Raw genomic sequence first — 18,898 nt, 5'->3', positions numbered from 1 at the left:
GTAGCGCGGTGGTCCCACCTGACCCCATGCCGAACTCAGAAGTGAAACGCCGTAGCGCCGATGGTAGTGTGGGGTCTCCCCATGCGAGAGTAGGGAACTGCCAGGCATCAAATTAAGCAGTAAGCCGGTCATAAAACCGGTGGTTGTAAAAGAATTCGGTGGAGCGGTAGTTCAGTCGGTTAGAATACCTGCCTGTCACGCAGGGGGTCGCGGGTTCGAGTCCCGTCCGTTCCGCCACCCTAATTAGGGGCGTAGTTCAATTGGTAGAGCACCGGTCTCCAAAACCGGGTGTTGGGAGTTCGAGTCTCTCCGCCCCTGCCAGAAATCATCCTTAGCGAAAGCTAAGGATTTTTTTTGTCTGAAATAACCCTCTCCGAAGTAAATCCTTCCATCGGCATCCTTGCCGGCTATTTTGATTAATACACATCATCCAGTACGTTAATTTTCAATAGATCGCGAATCAACGCATTTTTATCGCTATTTTGCAGCCATATGGCATAGAGCGGTCGTGAAAGAGTTGTGCTGTCGACAACGGTATGCAGTCCGCCTTTCTTACGTGCCCAACTCACCGGTAGCCATGTGCAACCATTAAGCATCGCAATCTGTTGCTGTGCCAGTTCAGCAGAACTGGTTGTTAGCATTGGAACTTCATCAGCACCGATCAAACCAGCCTCATGTTGTTGAAAATCCGGCCCCCATTCCAGACGGAGATAGTTAAGCTCACCTTTTAGCTTAGAAGGGGCACTGGTATAGAGTGCTAAAGTAAAATGCCCCAGTAACTGACTACTAAATTCATCCATTTTGGGTGCTTCAGTAGTAATAAGAAGATCAAGCTGGCGTTCATGCAACTGTTTTACCAGAGACTGCCGTTGGGCAATTCGCGCTTCGAACTGTAAGCCTGTATGGGCATCCTGATTTTGATACAAGCGTCCCAGCCACTGATTAAGCATACATTCCCACAACGAGGCGCTGGCACCGATAGAAAACTCATTATGTCGTGAGGTATGCGCTACCTCCTTACGAGCGGTCTGCCAGGTGCTCATGAGTGTTTCTGCATAAGGCAAAAGCTTTTCACCGGCTGCGGTTAAACGGATATTGTTTCTGTGACGGGTGAAAAGATTCACACCCAGCTGATTTTCTAGTTGTCTGATCCGAAAGCTCACTGCTGACTGGGTCAGATAGAGCGATTCAGCCGCTCGGCCAAAGTGACGCGTTCGGCTAACTTCCAGGAAAGTTTTTAACAATTCCGTATCCACAGTGCTCTCCGCAAAATTATTTGTCGTTATGATTTAAATGTTTTGTTTTACACTCTGTCAAGCGTAACTAATACTCCGCGCCATAACTAGCTCGGTCAAAGAATTAGGAGCGTGCAGGATGGCGGAAAGCTTTACGACGACTAATCGATATTTCGACAATAAACATTATCCACGTGGATTCTCTCGTCATGGTGATTTCACCATCAAAGAGGCACAACTGCTTGAACGTCATGGTTATGCCTTCAATGAGCTGGATCTCGGCAAACGCGAGCCGGTTACCGAGGAAGAGAAACTCTTCGTAGCAGTATGCCGTGGCGAACGTGAGCCAGTGACAGAAGCAGAACGCGTGTGGTCCAAGTATATGACGCGTATCAAGCGTCCAAAACGTTTTCACACTCTTTCCGGCGGTAAACCGCAGGTCGAAGGTGCTGAAGACTACACCGATTCCGACGATTAATAAAAAGGGCGAAATGCCCTTTTTTTACGTCAGCAGCTTTTGCAAATGGATGAGCAAACGGTCGATAGCCCGATAACTTACAGCCTCTTGTAAATGCTGACGTGTGATGGTGTCAGACTGATCAATATCAGCTATGGTTCTTGATACTTTCAGTAATCGCTGCCAGGCACGAATCGATAACCCCAGATGGATTAGCGTTTCTTCCAGCCACTGTGCGTCCTCGCTCTCAAGCTTGCAAAATTGTCGTATTTCCGGACTATCCAGCCAGGCATTCAGTTTATTCTGCCGCTTAAATTGGCGCTCTCTGGCGGCCATTACGCGTTGTTTAACAGTGGCGCTGCTTTCCCCCTGAATGACCGCTTTGCTCAAAATACCGGGTGGCGGTAGCGGGATCTCCAGTGAGAGGTCAAAGCGGTCAAGAAAGGGACCGGAGAGTCGGTTGAGATAACGCAGCGTTTGTTCCGGCGTGCAGCGGTTATGGTTCCCTTGATAATGTCCTGTTGGGCTGGGATTCATCGCCGCAACAAGCTGGAAACGGGCTGGATAGGTTATTTTTGCTCGTGTGCGTGAAAGATGGATTTGCCCTGACTCTATGGGTTCCCGCAAGGCATCCAGTGTACGCCGTTCAAATTCAGGTAGTTCATCAAGAAAAAGTACGCCGTTATGCGCCAGCGAAATTTCACCAGGCCCGGGAATTGCACCACCGCCCACCATCGCAGTTAACGACGCACTGTGGTGCGGTGAACGGAACGGGCGCTGCCGCCATTGTTTTTGCACTGATTCGGCATTTACCAGACTTAATATTGCGGCACTCTCCAGTGCCTCTTCATTGCTTAAATCTGGCAACAGGCCATTAATACGGCTGGCGAGCATCGTTTTGCCTGTTCCCGGTGGCCCAATCAATAAAAGGTTATGTCCGCCAGCAGCAGTAATTTCCAGTCCTCGCTTTCCTTGTTCCTGACCGACAACATCACTGAGATCATGTTGTAGCACCCGGGATACTGCATCAGTTGGTTTCGGGCGTTCGAGAGTGTGCTTACCTTCCAGAAATGCACAGACAGCCTGCAGATGATCGGCTATCAGACACCCTTCACCGTTAATTAACCCCACTTCAGCTTCGTTGTCTTTCGCGACGATAATCTTTCTGCCTGACTTAATGGCTTCAGTTGCGCTGGATATTGCGCCTGGAACACCACGCAGAGCGCCCGTAAGTGCCAGTTCTCCGACTAATTCATATTCATCCAACTGATTCGCTGTAAGCTGTTCAGAGGCCGCCAGCAATGCAATGGCGATAGGTAAATCATATCGCCCTCCTTCTTTCGGTAGATCGGCAGGAGCAAGGTTAATGGTGATTTTTTTCGCCGGATATTCATATCCGCTATTGATAATGGCGCTGCGCACGCGATCGCGGGCTTCTTTTACCGTTGTTTCTGGTAAGCCCACCATTGTTAAGCCTGGTAGACCTTTACTGATATGTACCTCAACAGTGATTGGGGGAGCGTTTACTCCCAGGGCGGCACGAGTATGAACAATTGACAGTGACATAAGTCCTCCTTAAGCCACCATTATGAACATAAGAGATCCCTGCTGTAGTCTGCGAAATTGTGTTATTTAGCGGCTGATTCCCGTTTATTTATGCAAAGTAATTTGAGTTGTATTAGTGATGGAATCACTCTCGCAAAAATAAAAAGCACAAAAAATAGTCACTCAAAGAGCGCGAGAATTATACGGAAATTGAATTTTTTTCACTCACAAATTTTCATATAAAAAACAATGGTTTTTATAGAAATTATTATGAGAGTCATAAGAATCGGATAAAAAATATCTTGTGCTATTCGCAAAATCTATGGTAACTCTTTAGGCATTCCTTCGAACAAGATGCAAGAAAAGACAAAATGACAGCCCTTCTACGAGTGATTAGCCTGGTCGTGATTAGCGTGGTGGTGATTATTATCCCACCGTGCGGGGCTGCACTTGGACGAGGAAAGGCTTAGAGATCAAGCCTTAACGAACTAAGACCCCCGCACCGAAAGGTCCGGGGGTTTTTTTTGACCTTAAAAACATAATCGAGAAGCAGACAATGAATAACAGCACAAAATTCTGTTTCTCAAGATTCAGGACGGGGAACTAACTATGAATGGCGCACAGTGGGTGGTACATGCTTTGCGGGCACAGGGTGTGAACACCGTTTTCGGTTATCCGGGTGGCGCAATTATGCCTGTTTACGATGCATTGTATGACGGTGGCGTGGAACACTTGCTGTGCCGGCATGAACAGGGCGCGGTAATGGCGGCTATCGGTTATGCCCGTGCTACCGGCAGAACTGGTGTGTGCATCGCCACATCTGGCCCTGGCGCAACCAACCTGATCACTGGTCTGGCAGATGCGCTGTTAGATTCCATCCCTGTCGTTGCCATCACCGGTCAGGTGTCCGCACCGTTCATCGGCACCGACGCATTTCAGGAAGTGGATGTCCTGGGATTGTCGTTAGCCTGTACCAAACACAGCTTCCTGGTACAGTCGCTGGAAGAGTTGCCGCGCATCATGGCCGAAGCGTTTGATGTCGCCAGCTCAGGTCGTCCCGGTCCGGTTCTGGTCGATATCCCTAAAGATATCCAGTTAGCCAGCGGTGATCTGGAACCCTGGTTCACCACCGTTGAAAACGAAGTGACTTTCCCACATGCCGAAGTCGAGCAAGCGCGCCAGATGCTGGCAAAAGCGCAAAACCCGATGCTGTATGTTGGCGGCGGCGTGGGTATGGCGCAGGCGGTTCCTGCTCTGCATGAATTTCTCGCTGCCACAAAAATGCCTGCCACCTGCACGCTGAAAGGGCTGGGCGCAGTCGATGCGGATTATCCGTACTATCTGGGGATGCTGGGGATGCACGGCACCAAAGCGGCGAACTTCGCGGTGCAGGAATGTGACCTGCTGATCGCCGTGGGGGCACGTTTTGATGACCGGGTTACCGGCAAACTTAACACGTTCGCGCCACACGCCAGCGTGATCCATATGGATATCGACCCGGCAGAAATGAACAAGCTGCGTCAGGCGCATGTGGCATTACAAGGCGATTTAAACACACTGTTGCCTGCGTTACAGCAATCGTTAAATATCGATGAATGGCAGCAATACTGCGCACAAATGCGTAGTGAACATGCCTGGCGTTACGATCATCCTGGAGATGCTATCTACGCGCCGTTGTTGTTAAAACAACTGTCGGATCGTAAACCTGCGGATTGCGTCGTGACCACTGATGTGGGGCAGCATCAGATGTGGGCTGCGCAGCACATCGCCCACACTCGCCCGGAAAATTTCATCACTTCAAGCGGTTTAGGCACTATGGGCTTCGGTTTACCGGCGGCGGTTGGCGCACAAGTTGCGCGACCGAACGATACCGTCGTCTGTATCTCCGGTGACGGCTCTTTCATGATGAATGTGCAAGAGCTGGGCACCGTAAAACGCAAGCAGTTACCGTTGAAAATCGTCTTACTCGATAACCAACGGTTAGGGATGGTTCGACAATGGCAGCAACTGTTTTTCCAGGAACGATACAGCGAAACCACCCTTACCGATAACCCCGATTTCCTCATGTTAGCCAGCGCCTTCGGCATCCCTGGCCAACACATCACCCGTAAAGACCAGGTTGAAGCGGCACTCGACATCATGCTGAACAGTGATGGGCCATACCTGCTTCATGTCTCAATCGACGAACTTGAGAACGTCTGGCCGCTGGTGCCGCCCGGCGCCAGTAATTCAGAAATGTTGGAGAAATTATCATGATGCAACATCAGGTCAATGTATCGGCTCGCTTCAATCCGGAAACCTTAGAACGTGTTTTACGCGTGGTGCGTCATCGTGGTTTCCACGTTTGCTCAATGAATATGGCTGCCGCCAGCGATGCACAAAATATAAATATTGAATTGACCGTTGCCAGCCCGCGTTCGGTCGACTTACTGTTTAGTCAGTTAAATAAACTGGTAGACGTCGCACACGTTGCTATCTGCCAGAGCACAACCACATCACAACAAATCCGCGCCTGAGCGCAAAAGGAATATAAAAATGACCACGAAGAAAGCTGATTACATTTGGTTCAATGGGGAGATGGTTCGCTGGGAAGATGCGAAGGTGCATGTGATGTCGCACGCGCTGCACTATGGCACCTCGGTTTTTGAAGGCATCCGTTGCTACGATTCGCATAAGGGACCAGTTGTATTCCGTCATCGTGAGCATATGCAACGTCTGCATGACTCCGCCAAAATTTACCGCTTCCCGGTTTCGCAGAGCATTGATGAGCTGATGGAAGCTTGCCGCGAAGTGATTCGTAAAAACAATCTCACCAGCGCCTATATCCGTCCGCTGATCTTCGTAGGTGATGTTGGCATGGGCGTTAACCCACCAGCGGGATACACCACCGACGTAATTATTGCCGCTTTCCCGTGGGGAGCCTATCTGGGCGCGGAAGCCCTGGAGCAGGGGATCGACGCGATGGTTTCTTCCTGGAACCGCGCGGCACCAAACACCATTCCAACCGCTGCGAAAGCGGGGGGTAACTACCTCTCTTCCCTGCTGGTTGGCAGCGAAGCGCGCCGCCACGGTTATCAGGAAGGTATCGCGCTGGATGTGAATGGTTACATCTCTGAAGGTGCAGGCGAAAACCTGTTTGAAGTGAAAGACGGCGTGCTGTTCACCCCACCGTTCACCTCTTCCGCGCTTCCGGGTATTACCCGTGACGCCATCATCAAACTGGCGAAAGAGCTGGGAATTGAAGTGCGTGAGCAGGTGCTGTCGCGTGAATCACTGTATCTGGCGGATGAAGTGTTTATGTCCGGTACGGCGGCTGAAATCACGCCAGTGCGCAGCGTCGACGGTATTCAGGTGGGTGAAGGCCGTTGTGGTCCGGTCACCAAACGCATCCAGCAAGCCTTCTTCGGCCTCTTCACCGGCGAAACCGAAGATAAATGGGGCTGGTTGGATCAGGTTAATCAATAAATACAAAAAATGGGACGGCACGCACCGTCCCATTTACGAGACAGACACTGGGAGTAAATAAAGTATGCCTAAGTACCGTTCCGCCACCACCACTCATGGTCGTAATATGGCGGGTGCTCGTGCGCTGTGGCGCGCCACCGGAATGACCGACGCCGATTTCGGCAAGCCTATTATCGCTGTTGTGAACTCGTTCACTCAATTTGTACCGGGTCACGTCCATCTGCGCGATCTCGGTAAACTGGTCGCCGAACAAATTGAAGCGGCTGGCGGCGTTGCCAAAGAGTTCAACACCATTGCGGTGGATGATGGGATCGCCATGGGCCACGGGGGGATGCTTTATTCACTGCCATCTCGCGAACTGATCGCTGATTCCGTTGAGTATATGGTCAACGCTCACTGCGCCGATGCGATGGTTTGCATCTCTAACTGCGACAAAATCACCCCAGGGATGCTGATGGCCTCTCTGCGCCTGAATATTCCGGTGATCTTTGTTTCCGGCGGCCCGATGGAGGCCGGGAAAACCAAACTGTCCGATCAGTTAATCAAGCTTGATCTGGTTGATGCGATGATCCAGGGGGCAGATCCGAAAGTTTCTGACTCCCAGAGCGATCAGGTTGAACGTTCGGCCTGTCCAACCTGTGGTTCCTGCTCCGGGATGTTCACTGCTAACTCGATGAACTGCCTGACCGAAGCTCTGGGTCTGTCGCAGCCAGGCAACGGCTCGCTACTGGCAACTCACGCGGACCGTAAGCAGCTGTTCCTTAATGCCGGTAAACGCATTGTTGAATTAACCAAACGTTACTACGAGCAAAACGACGAAAGCGCACTGCCGCGTAATATCGCCAGTAAAGCGGCGTTTGAAAACGCCATGACGCTGGATATCGCGATGGGCGGCTCTACCAACACGGTTCTTCACCTGCTGGCGGCGGCACAAGAAGCGGAAATCGACTTCACCATGAGTGATATCGACAAACTTTCGCGTAAAGTCCCGCAGTTGTGCAAAGTTGCGCCGAGCACCCCAAAATACCATATGGAAGATGTTCACCGTGCTGGTGGAGTGATCGGTATTCTCGGCGAACTGGATCGCGCAGGGTTACTGAACCGTGATGTGAAAAACGTGCTCGGCCTGACCTTGTCGCAAACGCTGGAACAATACGATGTCATGCTGACTCAAGATGATGCGGTGAAAAATATGTTCCGCGCTGGCCCGGCGGGAATCCGCACTACACAGGCATTCTCGCAGGATTGCCGTTGGGATTCTCTCGATGACGATCGCGCTAACGGCTGCATCCGCTCGCTGGAGCACGCCTACAGCAAAGACGGCGGCCTGGCGGTGCTTTACGGCAACTTCGCGGAAAACGGCTGCATCGTTAAAACGGCGGGCGTCGATGACAGTATTCTCAAATTCACCGGTCCGGCGAAAGTGTACGAAAGCCAGGACGATGCGGTAGAAGCGATTCTTGGCGGTAAAGTTGTCGCTGGCGATGTGGTTGTTATTCGCTACGAAGGCCCGAAAGGCGGCCCTGGGATGCAGGAAATGCTCTACCCAACCAGCTTCCTGAAATCGATGGGTCTTGGCAAAGCCTGTGCACTGATCACCGACGGTCGTTTCTCCGGCGGTACGTCTGGCCTTTCCATCGGTCACGTATCACCGGAAGCGGCAAGCGGCGGTAGCATTGGCCTGATTGAAGATGGTGATCTGATCGCCATCGACATTCCGAACCGTGGCATTCAGTTGCAGGTAAGCGATGCCGAACTGGCGGCGCGTCGTGAAGCGCAGGAAGCCCGTGGCGACAAAGCCTGGACGCCGAAAAACCGTGAACGTCAGGTCTCCTTTGCTTTGCGCGCTTACGCCAGCCTGGCGACCAGCGCCGACAAAGGTGCGGTGCGCGATAAATCGAAACTGGGGGGTTAATAATGGCTGACTCGCAACCCCTGTCCGGTGCCCCTGAAGGTGCCGAATATTTAAGAGCGGTGCTACGTGCGCCGGTCTATGAAGCGGCACAGGTCACGCCGCTACAGAAAATGGAAAAACTGTCGTCGCGTCTTGATAACGTGATACTGGTGAAGCGCGAAGACCGCCAGCCAGTGCACAGCTTCAAGCTGCGCGGCGCATACGCCATGATGGCAGGTCTGACGGAAGAACAGAAAGCGCACGGTGTGATCACCGCCTCGGCGGGTAACCATGCGCAAGGTGTCGCGTTTTCCTCCGCTCGGTTAGGTGTGAAGGCGCTGATCGTCATGCCAACTGCTACCGCCGACATCAAAGTCGACGCGGTGCGCGGCTTCGGCGGTGAGGTGCTGCTTCACGGCGCGAACTTTGACGAAGCAAAAGCGAAAGCGATTGAATTGTCTCAGCAGCAGGGCTTCACCTGGGTGCCGCCGTTCGATCATCCGATGGTGATCGCCGGGCAGGGCACACTGGCGCTGGAACTGCTCCAGCAGGACGCTCATCTCGACCGCGTATTTGTGCCGGTTGGTGGCGGTGGCCTGGCGGCAGGCGTAGCGGTACTGATCAAACAACTGATGCCGCAAATCAAAGTTATCGCCGTAGAAGCAGAAGATTCCGCCTGTCTGAAAGCGGCGCTGGATGCCGGTCATCCCGTAGATCTGCCGCGCGTGGGGCTGTTTGCTGAAGGTGTTGCGGTAAAACGCATCGGCGATGAGACTTTCCGCCTGTGTCGGGAGTATCTCGACGACATCATCACTGTCGATAGCGATGCCATCTGCGCAGCGATGAAAGATCTGTTCGAAGATGTGCGCGCAGTGGCGGAACCCTCTGGCGCACTGGCTCTGGCGGGAATGAAAAAATATATCGCCCAGCACAACATTCGTGGTGAACGACTGGCGCATATTCTTTCTGGTGCCAACGTGAACTTCCACGGTTTGCGCTACGTCTCGGAACGTTGCGAACTGGGCGAACAGCGTGAAGCGTTGCTGGCAGTAACCATCCCAGAAGAAAAGGGTAGCTTCCTGAAGTTCTGCCAGTTGCTTGGCGGGCGTTCGGTCACCGAGTTCAACTACCGTTTTGCTGATGCGAAAAACGCCTGCATTTTTGTCGGCGTGCGCTTAAGTCGCGGCCTCGAAGAGCGCAAAGAAATTTTGCAGATGCTTAACGACGGCGGCTACAGCGTGGTTGATCTCTCCGACGACGAAATGGCGAAGCTGCATGTGCGTTATATGGTCGGCGGGCGTCCATCGCATCCGTTGCAGGAACGCCTGTACAGCTTCGAATTTCCGGAATCACCGGGTGCGCTGCTGCGCTTCCTCAACACGCTGGGTACGCACTGGAACATCTCGCTGTTCCACTATCGCAACCACGGTACTGACTACGGGCGCGTACTGGCGGCGTTCGAGCTTGGCGACCATGAACCGGATTTCGAAACCCGGCTGAATGAGCTGGGCTACGATTGCCACGACGAAACTAATAACCCGGCGTTCAGGTTCTTTTTGGCGGGTTAATGGTTCGGCAAAATCTTCCAGAACGCTTCAATCAGCGGCTCATGTAGCCGCTTTTTCTGCGCACAAACGCCCAGCTCAAACGGCGTTTTCTCATCACTGCGATCAAGAATCATCACGCGGTTACGTACTGGTTCAGGGCTATTATCCAGCACCACTTCTGGCAGCAGCGCCACACCACAGCCAAGCGCCACCATTGATACCATCGCTTCATGCCCACCAACCGTGGCGTAAATCACCGGGTTACTGATTTTGTTACGTCGAAACCACAACTCAATGCGGCGGCGTACCGGCCCTTGATCGGCCATGATAAACGGCACCGTTGACCAGTCGGGCTTTTCGACTGATACCTGATTACGCACCGGGCAGGGCAGCGCAGGCGCGATCAGCACCACCGCCAGATTCTCCAGCATCGAAAATGCCACCGCACCTGGCAGAGTCTCTGGCTTACCGGCTATCGCCAGATCCGCTTCTCCGGTAACCACTTTTTCCATTGCATCCGCCGCATCACCGGTAGTGAGTTTAATCTCCACCGATGGGTGTTCCGCGCGGAAGCGATCAAGAATCGGTGGAAGATGACTGTAAGCGGCGGTCACCGAGCAGAAGATATGTAATTCTCCAGAGAGCGACGGCCCTTGCTGGTCGATGGTGTGGCGCAATTGCTGATACTGCAACAGAGTTTGCTGGGCGAAAACGCGCAGCTCTTCGCCCGCTTCCGTCAGCGTTACCGTGCGGTTATCGCGTACAAAAAGCGGTTGGCCGATATCTTCTTCCAGCCGCTGAATCTGTCGTGAGAGCGTGGATGGGCTAACGTGCATCGCCCGTGCGCTACGGCCAAAATGGCGGCTTTCCGCCAGATGCAAAAACATTTTCAGGTCGCGTAAATCCACAGGCTTAACCCTTGGTTATGACGTTGCAGAAATTGCAATGTGACGTTGTGAATATATCAATTTCCGCAATAAATTTCCTGTTGTAATGTGGTGACATTCTCGCTCAACAGCGAACCGAACAATAAGAAGCACAACATCACGAGGAATCACCATGGCTAACTACTTCAATACACTGAATCTGCGCCAGCAGCTGGCACAGTTGGGTAAATGTCGCTTTATGGGGCGCGACGAATTCGCTGACGGCGCGAGCTACCTTCAGGGTAAAAAAGTGGTCATCGTCGGTTGTGGCGCGCAGGGTCTCAACCAGGGTCTGAACATGCGTGATTCTGGTCTGGATATCTCCTATGCCCTGCGAAAAGAAGCGATTGCCGAAAAGCGTGCGTCCTGGCGTAAAGCGACCGAAAACGGTTTTAAAGTAGGCACTTATGAAGAGCTGATCCCGCAGGCGGATCTTGTCGTTAACCTGACGCCAGACAAACAGCACTCCGACGTAGTGCGTTCTGTTCAGCCGCTGATGAAAGATGGCGCGGCGCTGGGTTACTCTCACGGTTTCAATATCGTAGAAGTGGGCGAGCAGATCCGTAAAGACATCACCGTAGTGATGGTTGCGCCGAAATGTCCTGGCACCGAAGTGCGTGAAGAGTACAAACGTGGATTCGGCGTACCGACGCTGATCGCCGTTCACCCGGAAAACGATCCGAAAGGTGAAGGCATGGCGATTGCTAAAGCCTGGGCGGCAGCAACCGGCGGTCATCGTGCCGGCGTTCTGGAATCCTCTTTCGTTGCGGAAGTTAAATCAGACCTGATGGGTGAACAAACTATCCTGTGCGGTATGTTGCAGGCTGGTTCTCTGCTGTGCTTCGACAAGCTGGTAGAAGAAGGCACTGATCCGGCATATGCAGAAAAACTGATTCAGTTCGGTTGGGAAACCATCACCGAAGCCCTGAAACAGGGCGGCATCACCCTGATGATGGACAGGCTCTCTAACCCGGCGAAACTGCGTGCTTATGCGCTGTCAGAACAACTGAAAGAGATCATGGCGCCGCTGTTCCAGAAACATATGGACGACATCATCTCCGGCGAATTCTCCTCCGGCATGATGGCAGACTGGGCCAATGACGATAAGAAACTGCTGACCTGGCGTGAAGAGACCGGCAAAACCGCGTTCGAAACCGCACCGCAGTATGAAGGTAAAATCGGCGAGCAGGAGTACTTCGATAAAGGCGTGCTGATGATCGCGATGGTGAAAGCTGGCGTTGAGCTGGCATTCGAAACCATGGTTGATTCCGGCATCATCGAAGAGTCGGCTTACTATGAATCACTGCACGAGCTGCCGTTGATTGCCAACACCATCGCCCGTAAGCGACTGTACGAAATGAACGTGGTTATCTCTGATACCGCAGAATATGGTAACTATCTGTTCTCTTACGCTTGTGTACCGCTGCTGAAACCGTTTATGGCAGAGCTGCAGCCTGGCGATCTGGGTAAAGCTATTCCGGAAGGGGCGGTAGATAACGCGCAACTGCGTGATGTAAATGATGCGATTCGCAGCCATGCGATTGAGCAGGTTGGTAAGAAACTGCGCGGTTATATGACGGATATGAAACGTATTGCTGTTGCGGGTTAAGTGTGCGCTGATGCCCTCTCCCTGTGGGAGAGGGAGAAAACACTCAAGGCCTTCTCCCGGAGAAGGCCTTGCTGTTAGTTACGGTACAGCACCTTAATAATGTGATACCCGAACTGGGTATGCAGCGGGCCAGTCGGCTCCAGCACCGGACAAGAGAAAACCACTTTATCGAACGCCGGAACCATCTGACCCTGGCGGAATTCACCTAAATCACCACCGCGTTTGCCTGACGGGCAAATGGAGTGTTTCTTCGCCAGCTTGCCGAAATCGGCGCCGTTCTTGATCTGCTCCAGAAGTTCCAGAGCCAGTTTCTCTTCTTTTACAAGGATATGCAGTGCTGCTGCTGTTTTTGCCATGATCGTGCCTTGAATTAAAAAGTGTCAGTCAGGGAGAGGGGCTGGTACATATATGGCAAAAGCCCGGAAAATCCGGGCTTCGCAGGTCCCTCAAGGGGAGTAAACTTAGGGCCTCTATGGGCTACAGAGTCATTATCGAGGATGGTGATTTTATTGTCAATTTATGAGCGATATGGCATTGATTGACTTAATGACCGCCCTCTGTATGTCTGCAACCAATTCATGCGGCAAACATTGATTAAGATACCCTCTATAAGTCCTTGCTCTGTTTAATCGATTTCGACTGACTTGTTGTACCAGGTCGGCTTTGGCCCAACGTATCTGCTGATCAAAGAATTGCAGGTCATTGATAACATTACTGGCTATTTCAACATGCATTCCACGATTTAACTTGTCATGGTCGCGAGTGGTTGATAATGGAACGACGATACATGCATTGCCATTAATTTTTCCATTGAGCACGACAACCAGCCTATTTTTTATCATCTCAGGTGGAATGCGGCCATCGTAATACGCCGTACTGATCTGTCCATTCTGGCTAACAGGATAGTTACCAAAGTTGCATTCCAGTATTTCACCAACCTTAGGGCTGAAATTAATCGCCACGAGTAAACCTCTCCTTAGTAAACTCTGAAAAATAATAACACAACGTTACGACCCGATATTTTCTAAGTCTAATGGATTCACGATGAATTCCGGTTTCGGTCTTTCCTCTCTGATTTAAACATCAGTCGTTATCCGGTTAGCGGTTTACACTCGGTCACATTCAAATGCGATTCTGCTACAATCCTCCCCCCGTTCGAAGATTGAGCAATACTCCTATGCGTCTAAACCCCGGCCAACAACAAGCTGTCGAATTCGTTACCGGCCCCTGCCTGGTGCTGGCGGGCGCGGGTTCCGGCAAGACTCGTGTTATCACTAATAAAATCGCCCATCTGATCCGTGGCTGCGGTTATCAGGCGCGACATATCGCGGCGGTGACCTTTACCAATAAGGCGGCGCGCGAGATGAAAGAGCGTGTCGGGCAGACGCTGGGGCGCAAAGAGGCGCGTGGGCTGATGATCTCCACTTTCCACACGCTGGGGCTGGATATCATCAAACGCGAGTATGCGGCGTTGGGGATGAAAGCAAACTTTTCGCTGTTTGACGATACCGATCAGCTGGCTTTGCTCAAAGAGCTGACCGAAGGACTGATTGAAGATGACAAAGTTCTGCTGCAACAGCTGATCTCAACCATCTCTAACTGGAAGAACGATCTCAAAACTCCTGCGCAGGCGGCGGCAGAGGCAAAAGGCGAGCGGGATCGCATTTTTGCCCATTGTTATGGGCTGTATGATGCGCACCTGAAAGCGTGCAATGTTCTCGACTTCGACGATCTGATTTTATTGCCGACGTTGCTGCTGCAACGCAATGAGGAAGTACGCGAACGCTGGCAAAACAAGATTCGCTACCTGCTGGTGGATGAGTATCAGGACACCAACACCAGCCAGTATGAACTGGTGAAACTGCTGGTGGGTAGCCGTGCACGCTTTACTGTGGTGGGTGACGATGACCAGTCGATCTACTCCTGGCGCGGTGCCCGTCCGCAAAACCTGGTGCTATTGAGCCAGGATTTCCCAACGTTGAAGGTGATTAAGCTTGAGCAGAATTACCGCTCTTCCGGGCGTATTTTGAAAGCGGCCAACATTCTCATCGCCAATAACCCGCACGTATTTGAAAAGCGTCTGTTCTCCGAACTTGGCTACGGCGCGGAACTAAAAGTTTTAAGCGCGAATAACGAAGAACATGAAGCCGAGCGCGTTACCGGCGAGCTGATTGCGCATCACTTCGTCAACAAAACACAGTACAAAGATTACGCCATTCTCTATCGCGGCAACCATCAGTCGCGGGTGTTTGAAAAATTCCTGATGCAAAACCGCATCCCGTACAAAATATCCGGCGGTACTTCATTCTTCTCCCGCCCTGAAATCAAGGATTTGCTGGCTTATCTGCGTGTACTGACTAATCCGGACGATGATAGTGCGTTCCTGCGTATCGTTAACACGCCGAAGCGAGAGATTGGCCCGGCGACGCTGAAAAAGCTGGGCGAGTGGGCTATGACGCGTAATAAAAGTATGTTTACCGCCAGCTTTGATATGGGGTTGAGTCAGACACTGAGTGGACGTGGTTATGAAGCGTTGACCCGATTTACTCACTGGCTGGCGGAAATCCAGCGACTGGCGGAGCGGGAGCCTATCGCCGCAGTGCGCGATCTGATCCACGGGATGGATTATGAATCCTGGTTATACGAAACGTCACCCAGCCCGAAAGCCGCCGAAATGCGCATGAAGAACGTTAACCAGTTATTTAGCTGGATGACGGAGATGCTGGAAGGTAGCGAACTGGATGAGCCGATGACGCTCACCCAGGTGGTGACGCGCTTTACTCTGCGCGACATGATGGAGCGTGGCGAGAGTGACGAAGAGCTTGATCAGGTGCAACTGATGACTCTGCACGCGTCGAAAGGGCTGGAGTTTCCCTATGTTTACATGGTCGGTATGGAAGAGGGATTTTTGCCGCACCAAAGCAGCATCGACGAGGATAATATCGATGAAGAGCGGCGGCTGGCCTATGTCGGCATCACCCGCGCTCAGAAAGAGTTGACCTTTACGCTGTGTAAAGAGCGTCGTCAGTACGGTGAACTGGTACGTCCGGAACCGAGCCGCTTTCTGCTGGAATTACCGCAGGATGATCTGATTTGGGAACAAGAGCGCAAAGTGGTAAGCGCCGAAGAACGGATGCAGAAAGGGCAAAGCCATCTGGCGAATCTGAAAGCGATGATGGCAGCAAAACGAGGCAAATAGCCATTCGTCTTGCCTGGGGCTGGTTGGATTAGATGATCACGGCACCGGAAAGCGGAATTATTGCCGGATAAGATGCGTCAGCATCGCATCCGGCACATTACACGTTAAAGCACTTCCAGCGGCCAGTGGACATAGCTCTGCCACTCAGTTTCCTGATCGATAATTTCTTTACCCAGCGGGTGCTGAGCCAGCCAACCTTGCGGCAGCGTCAGGGTCAACTGTTCATGGTTGGCTTGTAATGTAATCTCCGGCACTAAATCATCACGGCGACGGCTGGCAAAAATGATTGCCAGGCGCAGTAAACGGCAGAGTTGTTCCGCAACGCGCGGCGGTACGGCATTTTGTTGATGCAACGATGAGAGATCGACAGGATTCGTCTGGTTGAGCAATAGCGTCGCCAGCAGCTTTTTCTGCGCAGGCGTAAAACCGGGAAGATCCAGATTACGCACCAGATAAGCGGCATGTTGCGGCGCTTGTTTGAAATCAACGCTCAGGCCAATTTCATGAAGTTGACAGGCGCTGATTAGCAAATCGCGGCTAATCGCTTCAAGATGCCACTCTTTTTCTACCTGATCAAACAAGTTAGCGGCAACGTTGACCACGCGCTGCGCCTGATCAATATCAATCATAAAGCGGCGCTGAATATTACGCAGTGTACGACTGCGAATATCCTGCTCAACCGCCAGATGCAACATGCCGTAGACCAGGCCTTCACGTAGAGCACCGCCAGCCAGCGTCATACACTGAATATTCAGCTCGGTAAAAATAGCTATCAGGATCGCCAGACCACTCGGGAATACTAATGCGCGCTCCAGCGTTAACCCTTCAATCTCCAGCTCCTCCAGCCGACCGCAATGAATAGCGCGCTGTTTCAGTTGCTGCAACTTCGCAAGGGTAATGCGCTCATCCATTCCCTGCGCCATCATGATTTCCTGTAATGCTTGCACGGTGCCGGAAGCGCCAACGCACACTTTCCAGCCGTGATACCGCAATTCATCGGCAACCGGACGTAACACTTCGCGTGCCGCTTTTTCTGCAGCATCAAAATTTTCCTGCCCCAGATTACGATCGGCAAAATAGCGTTCCAGCCAGGTGACGCAGCCCATCGACAGGCTGAACAACGAGGTGGTTTGTGCACCCGTGCCGGTTACCAGTTCAGTGCTGGCGCCGCCAATATCCACGACTAGGCGCTGATCGGCTCCGCCGGTGGTGTGAGCAACACCCTGATAAATCAGGCGAGCTTCTTCTTCACCGCTGATCACCTGTACCGGACAACCGAGGATTTCCTGCGCTTTAGCAATAAAATCACCGGCATTGACGGCAAGTCGTAACGTCGCCGTAGCGACAACGCGAATTTGCGATGGTGGGATATCTTGCAGACGTTCAGCAAACAGGCGCAAACATTGCCAGCCGCGCTCCATTGCTTCATTAGACAGGGCATTTTCGCTGTTCAGGCCAGCAGCCAGACGCACTTTACGTTTAATTCGCGTCAGCGTCTGGATGCTTCCAGCCACCTCGCGCACTACCAGCATATGGAAACTATTTGAACCGAGATCAATAGCTGCATATAGCGACGAGGTGGAACCCATACTCTTCATCCTTCAATCTGTCTCTGCGTTGGCTGCATTCTTTCACCCAAATCACTTACTACAGTAAGCGCATCGGGATTCATTCTCTTGCCATCTTGATACAGTTTGAATGATTTTGAGTATGACATTATTTATTTAACCTGAACGACGACGATTACGTGGAGCGCCAGTACGACGCGGACCATTGCCTGTGCGCGGGCGCGTGAGGCGCAGCGGTTTTGGCAGATCGGTCATCAATGCGTCTGGATTGTATTTGCTTACCGGAATTGAGTGACCAATATAGGTCTCAATAGCAGGCAAATTCAATGCATACTCTTCACACGCCAGGCTGATAGAGTGACCGCTTGCGCCTGCGCGGCCAGTACGACCGATACGGTGAACGTAATCTTCACAGTCATCGGGCAAATCGTAGTTAAAGACGTGCGTCACTGCCGGAATATGCAGACCACGAGCAGCAACGTCGGTAGCAACCAGAATATCCAGATCGCCACGGGTAAATTCATCAAGAATACGCAGGCGTTTTTTTTGCGCCACATCGCCCGTCAACAGACCGACACGATGGCCATCTGCCGCCAGGTGACCCCAGATATCTTCACAACGGTGTTTGGTGTTGGCGAAAATAATCGCTCTGTCTGGCCACTCTTCTTCGATCAGCGTTTGCAACAAACGCATCTTTTCTTCGTTAGAAGGGTAGAAAAGCTCTTCTTTAATACGGTGGCCCGTTTTCTGTTCCGGTTCCACTTCGATATATTCGGCGTTATTCATCTGCTCGAACGCCAGTTCACGTACACGGTACGAAAGCGTGGCGGAGAACAGCATGTTGAGGCGCTGGTTCGCTGGCGGCATACGGCGGAACAGCCAGCGGATATCTTTAATAAAGCCCAGATCATACATACGATCGGCTTCATCCAGAACCACCACTTGAATGGCACCAAGGTTAATGTGGTTCTGCTTGGCGTAGTCAATTAAACGACCTGTGGTGCCAATCAGGATGTCAACGCCGCTTTCCAGCACTTTCAGCTGTTTGTCGTAGCCATCGCCACCGTAAGCCAGCCCCAGTTTCAGTCCGGTAGCTTGTGCCAGTGGCTCCGCGTCGGCGTGGATCTGCACGGCAAGTTCACGCGTCGGTGCCATAATTAAGGCACGCGGTTGATTCACCTTGCGATCGGCAATTGCGGGATGAGAGAGAAGGTAATGAAACGAAGACGTAAGAAACGCCATCGTTTTCCCGGTACCAGTTTGCGCCTGCCCGGCTACGTCACGACCTTCCAGCGTTAGCGGAAGAGCCAGTGCCTGAATGGGCGTACAGTTATGAAACCCTTTTTTTTCAAGGGCTTCTACAACTTTCGGATGCAGGGCGAAGTCGGAAAACTTCTGTTCTGTTAAATGTGTTTTGCTCATAGTGTGATAGAATATCAGCTTACTATTGCTT

17 protein-coding genes, 2 tRNA genes and 1 rRNA gene are annotated in these 18,898 nt (G+C 52.0%); 13 read left to right on the top strand and 7 right to left on the bottom strand.

Annotated features, from left to right (window positions below; genetic code table 11):
• The 3 genes from rrf to BEG40_RS17480 all read left to right on the top strand — a co-directional run.
• Positions 1 to 106, top strand: a 5S ribosomal RNA gene (rrf, locus tag BEG40_RS17490); the annotation flags it as partial.
• Between the two features lie 54 nt (positions 107 to 160).
• Positions 161 to 237 (top strand) — tRNA-Asp (locus BEG40_RS17485).
• 8 nt (positions 238 to 245) lie between these two features.
• Positions 246 to 321: transfer RNA gene (locus BEG40_RS17480), tRNA-Trp, on the top strand.
• A 95-nt stretch (positions 322 to 416) separates the two neighbouring features.
• On the opposite strand, the gene hdfR is transcribed toward BEG40_RS17480, so the two are convergent.
• Positions 417 to 1,256, bottom strand: a complete 840-nt coding sequence (gene hdfR, locus BEG40_RS17475; RefSeq protein WP_000379262.1) for an HTH-type transcriptional regulator HdfR — start codon at positions 1,254 to 1,256, stop codon at positions 417 to 419.
• 118 nt (positions 1,257 to 1,374) lie between these two features.
• On the opposite strand from hdfR, the gene maoP reads away from it, so the two are divergent.
• Positions 1,375 to 1,713, top strand: coding sequence for a macrodomain Ori organization protein MaoP (gene maoP, locus BEG40_RS17470; RefSeq protein WP_000841001.1), 339 nt, complete (start codon positions 1,375 to 1,377; stop codon positions 1,711 to 1,713).
• 24 nt (positions 1,714 to 1,737) lie between these two features.
• On the opposite strand, the gene BEG40_RS17465 is transcribed toward maoP, so the two are convergent.
• A complete protein-coding gene (locus BEG40_RS17465) occupies positions 1,738 to 3,258 on the bottom strand; it encodes a YifB family Mg chelatase-like AAA ATPase (protein ID WP_105285836.1) in 1,521 nt (506 codons plus the stop codon).
• 350 nt (positions 3,259 to 3,608) lie between these two features.
• Between BEG40_RS17465 and ilvL the strand changes: the two genes are divergently transcribed.
• The 7 genes from ilvL to ilvA all read left to right on the top strand — a co-directional run bounded on the left by ilvL (position 3,609) and on the right by ilvA (position 10,164).
• Positions 3,609 to 3,707, top strand: coding sequence for an ilv operon leader peptide (gene ilvL, locus BEG40_RS17460; RefSeq protein ID WP_001311244.1), 99 nt, complete (start codon positions 3,609 to 3,611; stop codon positions 3,705 to 3,707).
• Positions 3,708 to 3,793: 86 nt separating this feature from the next.
• Complete coding sequence (ilvX, locus tag BEG40_RS17455) at positions 3,794 to 3,844, top strand: peptide IlvX (protein WP_001387183.1); 51 nt, start codon at positions 3,794 to 3,796, stop codon at positions 3,842 to 3,844.
• Between the two features lie 2 nt (positions 3,845 to 3,846).
• On the top strand, positions 3,847 to 5,493 hold the full coding sequence (gene ilvG / locus BEG40_RS17450) for an acetolactate synthase 2 catalytic subunit (RefSeq protein ID WP_105285835.1): 1,647 nt from the start codon (positions 3,847 to 3,849) through the stop codon (positions 5,491 to 5,493).
• Positions 5,490 to 5,753, top strand: a complete 264-nt coding sequence (gene ilvM / locus BEG40_RS17445; RefSeq protein ID WP_000983255.1) for an acetolactate synthase 2 small subunit — start codon at positions 5,490 to 5,492, stop codon at positions 5,751 to 5,753. The genes ilvG and ilvM overlap by 4 nt, the downstream gene beginning before the upstream one ends.
• Before the next feature lie 19 nt (positions 5,754 to 5,772).
• Entirely contained in the window at positions 5,773 to 6,702 is a 930-nt protein-coding gene (gene ilvE / locus BEG40_RS17440) for a branched-chain-amino-acid transaminase (RefSeq protein ID WP_000208524.1), read from the top strand.
• A gap of 64 nt (positions 6,703 to 6,766) precedes the next feature.
• Positions 6,767 to 8,617 carry a dihydroxy-acid dehydratase gene (gene ilvD / locus BEG40_RS17435; RefSeq protein ID WP_001127416.1) on the top strand — a complete coding sequence of 617 codons (1,851 nt, stop codon included), beginning with the start codon at positions 6,767 to 6,769 and terminating at the stop codon, positions 8,615 to 8,617.
• A gap of 2 nt (positions 8,618 to 8,619) precedes the next feature.
• On the top strand, positions 8,620 to 10,164 hold the full coding sequence (gene ilvA / locus BEG40_RS17430; protein ID WP_105285834.1) for a threonine ammonia-lyase, biosynthetic: 1,545 nt from the start codon (positions 8,620 to 8,622) through the stop codon (positions 10,162 to 10,164).
• Here ilvA and ilvY read toward each other — a convergent pair.
• Positions 10,161 to 11,051 (bottom strand): HTH-type transcriptional activator IlvY, encoded by an 891-nt coding sequence (ilvY, locus tag BEG40_RS17425; protein WP_016158849.1) that lies wholly within the window; start codon positions 11,049 to 11,051, stop codon positions 10,161 to 10,163. The two genes, ilvA and ilvY, sit on opposite strands and share 4 nt — an antisense overlap.
• A gap of 151 nt (positions 11,052 to 11,202) precedes the next feature.
• Between ilvY and ilvC the strand changes: the two genes are divergently transcribed.
• Positions 11,203 to 12,678, top strand: a complete 1,476-nt coding sequence (gene ilvC, locus BEG40_RS17420; protein WP_000024944.1) for a ketol-acid reductoisomerase — start codon at positions 11,203 to 11,205, stop codon at positions 12,676 to 12,678.
• 74 nt (positions 12,679 to 12,752) lie between these two features.
• On the opposite strand, the gene ppiC is transcribed toward ilvC, so the two are convergent.
• On the bottom strand, positions 12,753 to 13,034 hold the full coding sequence (ppiC, locus tag BEG40_RS17415) for a peptidylprolyl isomerase PpiC (protein ID WP_001140258.1): 282 nt from the start codon (positions 13,032 to 13,034) through the stop codon (positions 12,753 to 12,755).
• A 156-nt stretch (positions 13,035 to 13,190) separates the two neighbouring features.
• Positions 13,191 to 13,640, bottom strand: coding sequence for a type II toxin-antitoxin system PemK/MazF family toxin (locus BEG40_RS17410; protein ID WP_000996704.1), 450 nt, complete (start codon positions 13,638 to 13,640; stop codon positions 13,191 to 13,193).
• Positions 13,641 to 13,855: 215 nt separating this feature from the next.
• Between BEG40_RS17410 and rep the strand changes: the two genes are divergently transcribed.
• Positions 13,856 to 15,877 carry a DNA helicase Rep gene (gene rep, locus BEG40_RS17405; protein WP_001238878.1) on the top strand — a complete coding sequence of 674 codons (2,022 nt, stop codon included), beginning with the start codon at positions 13,856 to 13,858 and terminating at the stop codon, positions 15,875 to 15,877.
• Between the two features lie 104 nt (positions 15,878 to 15,981).
• On the opposite strand, the gene gppA is transcribed toward rep, so the two are convergent.
• Positions 15,982 to 17,466 (bottom strand): guanosine-5'-triphosphate,3'-diphosphate diphosphatase, encoded by a 1,485-nt coding sequence (gene gppA, locus BEG40_RS17400; RefSeq protein WP_000535974.1) that lies wholly within the window; start codon positions 17,464 to 17,466, stop codon positions 15,982 to 15,984.
• 135 nt (positions 17,467 to 17,601) lie between these two features.
• The gene (rhlB, locus tag BEG40_RS17390; protein WP_000047511.1) at positions 17,602 to 18,867 is read right to left on the bottom strand and encodes an ATP-dependent RNA helicase RhlB; all 1,266 of its coding nucleotides are present in this window, start codon (positions 18,865 to 18,867) and stop codon (positions 17,602 to 17,604) included.
• Between the last annotated feature and the right edge of the window lie 31 nt (positions 18,868 to 18,898).

This window comes from Escherichia sp. MOD1-EC5495 (assembly GCF_002965965.1).
GTDB classification, from domain to species: Bacteria; Pseudomonadota; Gammaproteobacteria; order Enterobacterales; family Enterobacteriaceae; genus Escherichia; species Escherichia ruysiae.
Note: the sequence above shows the minus strand (reverse complement) of the source record. Positions and strands in the feature narration are given on the sequence as shown.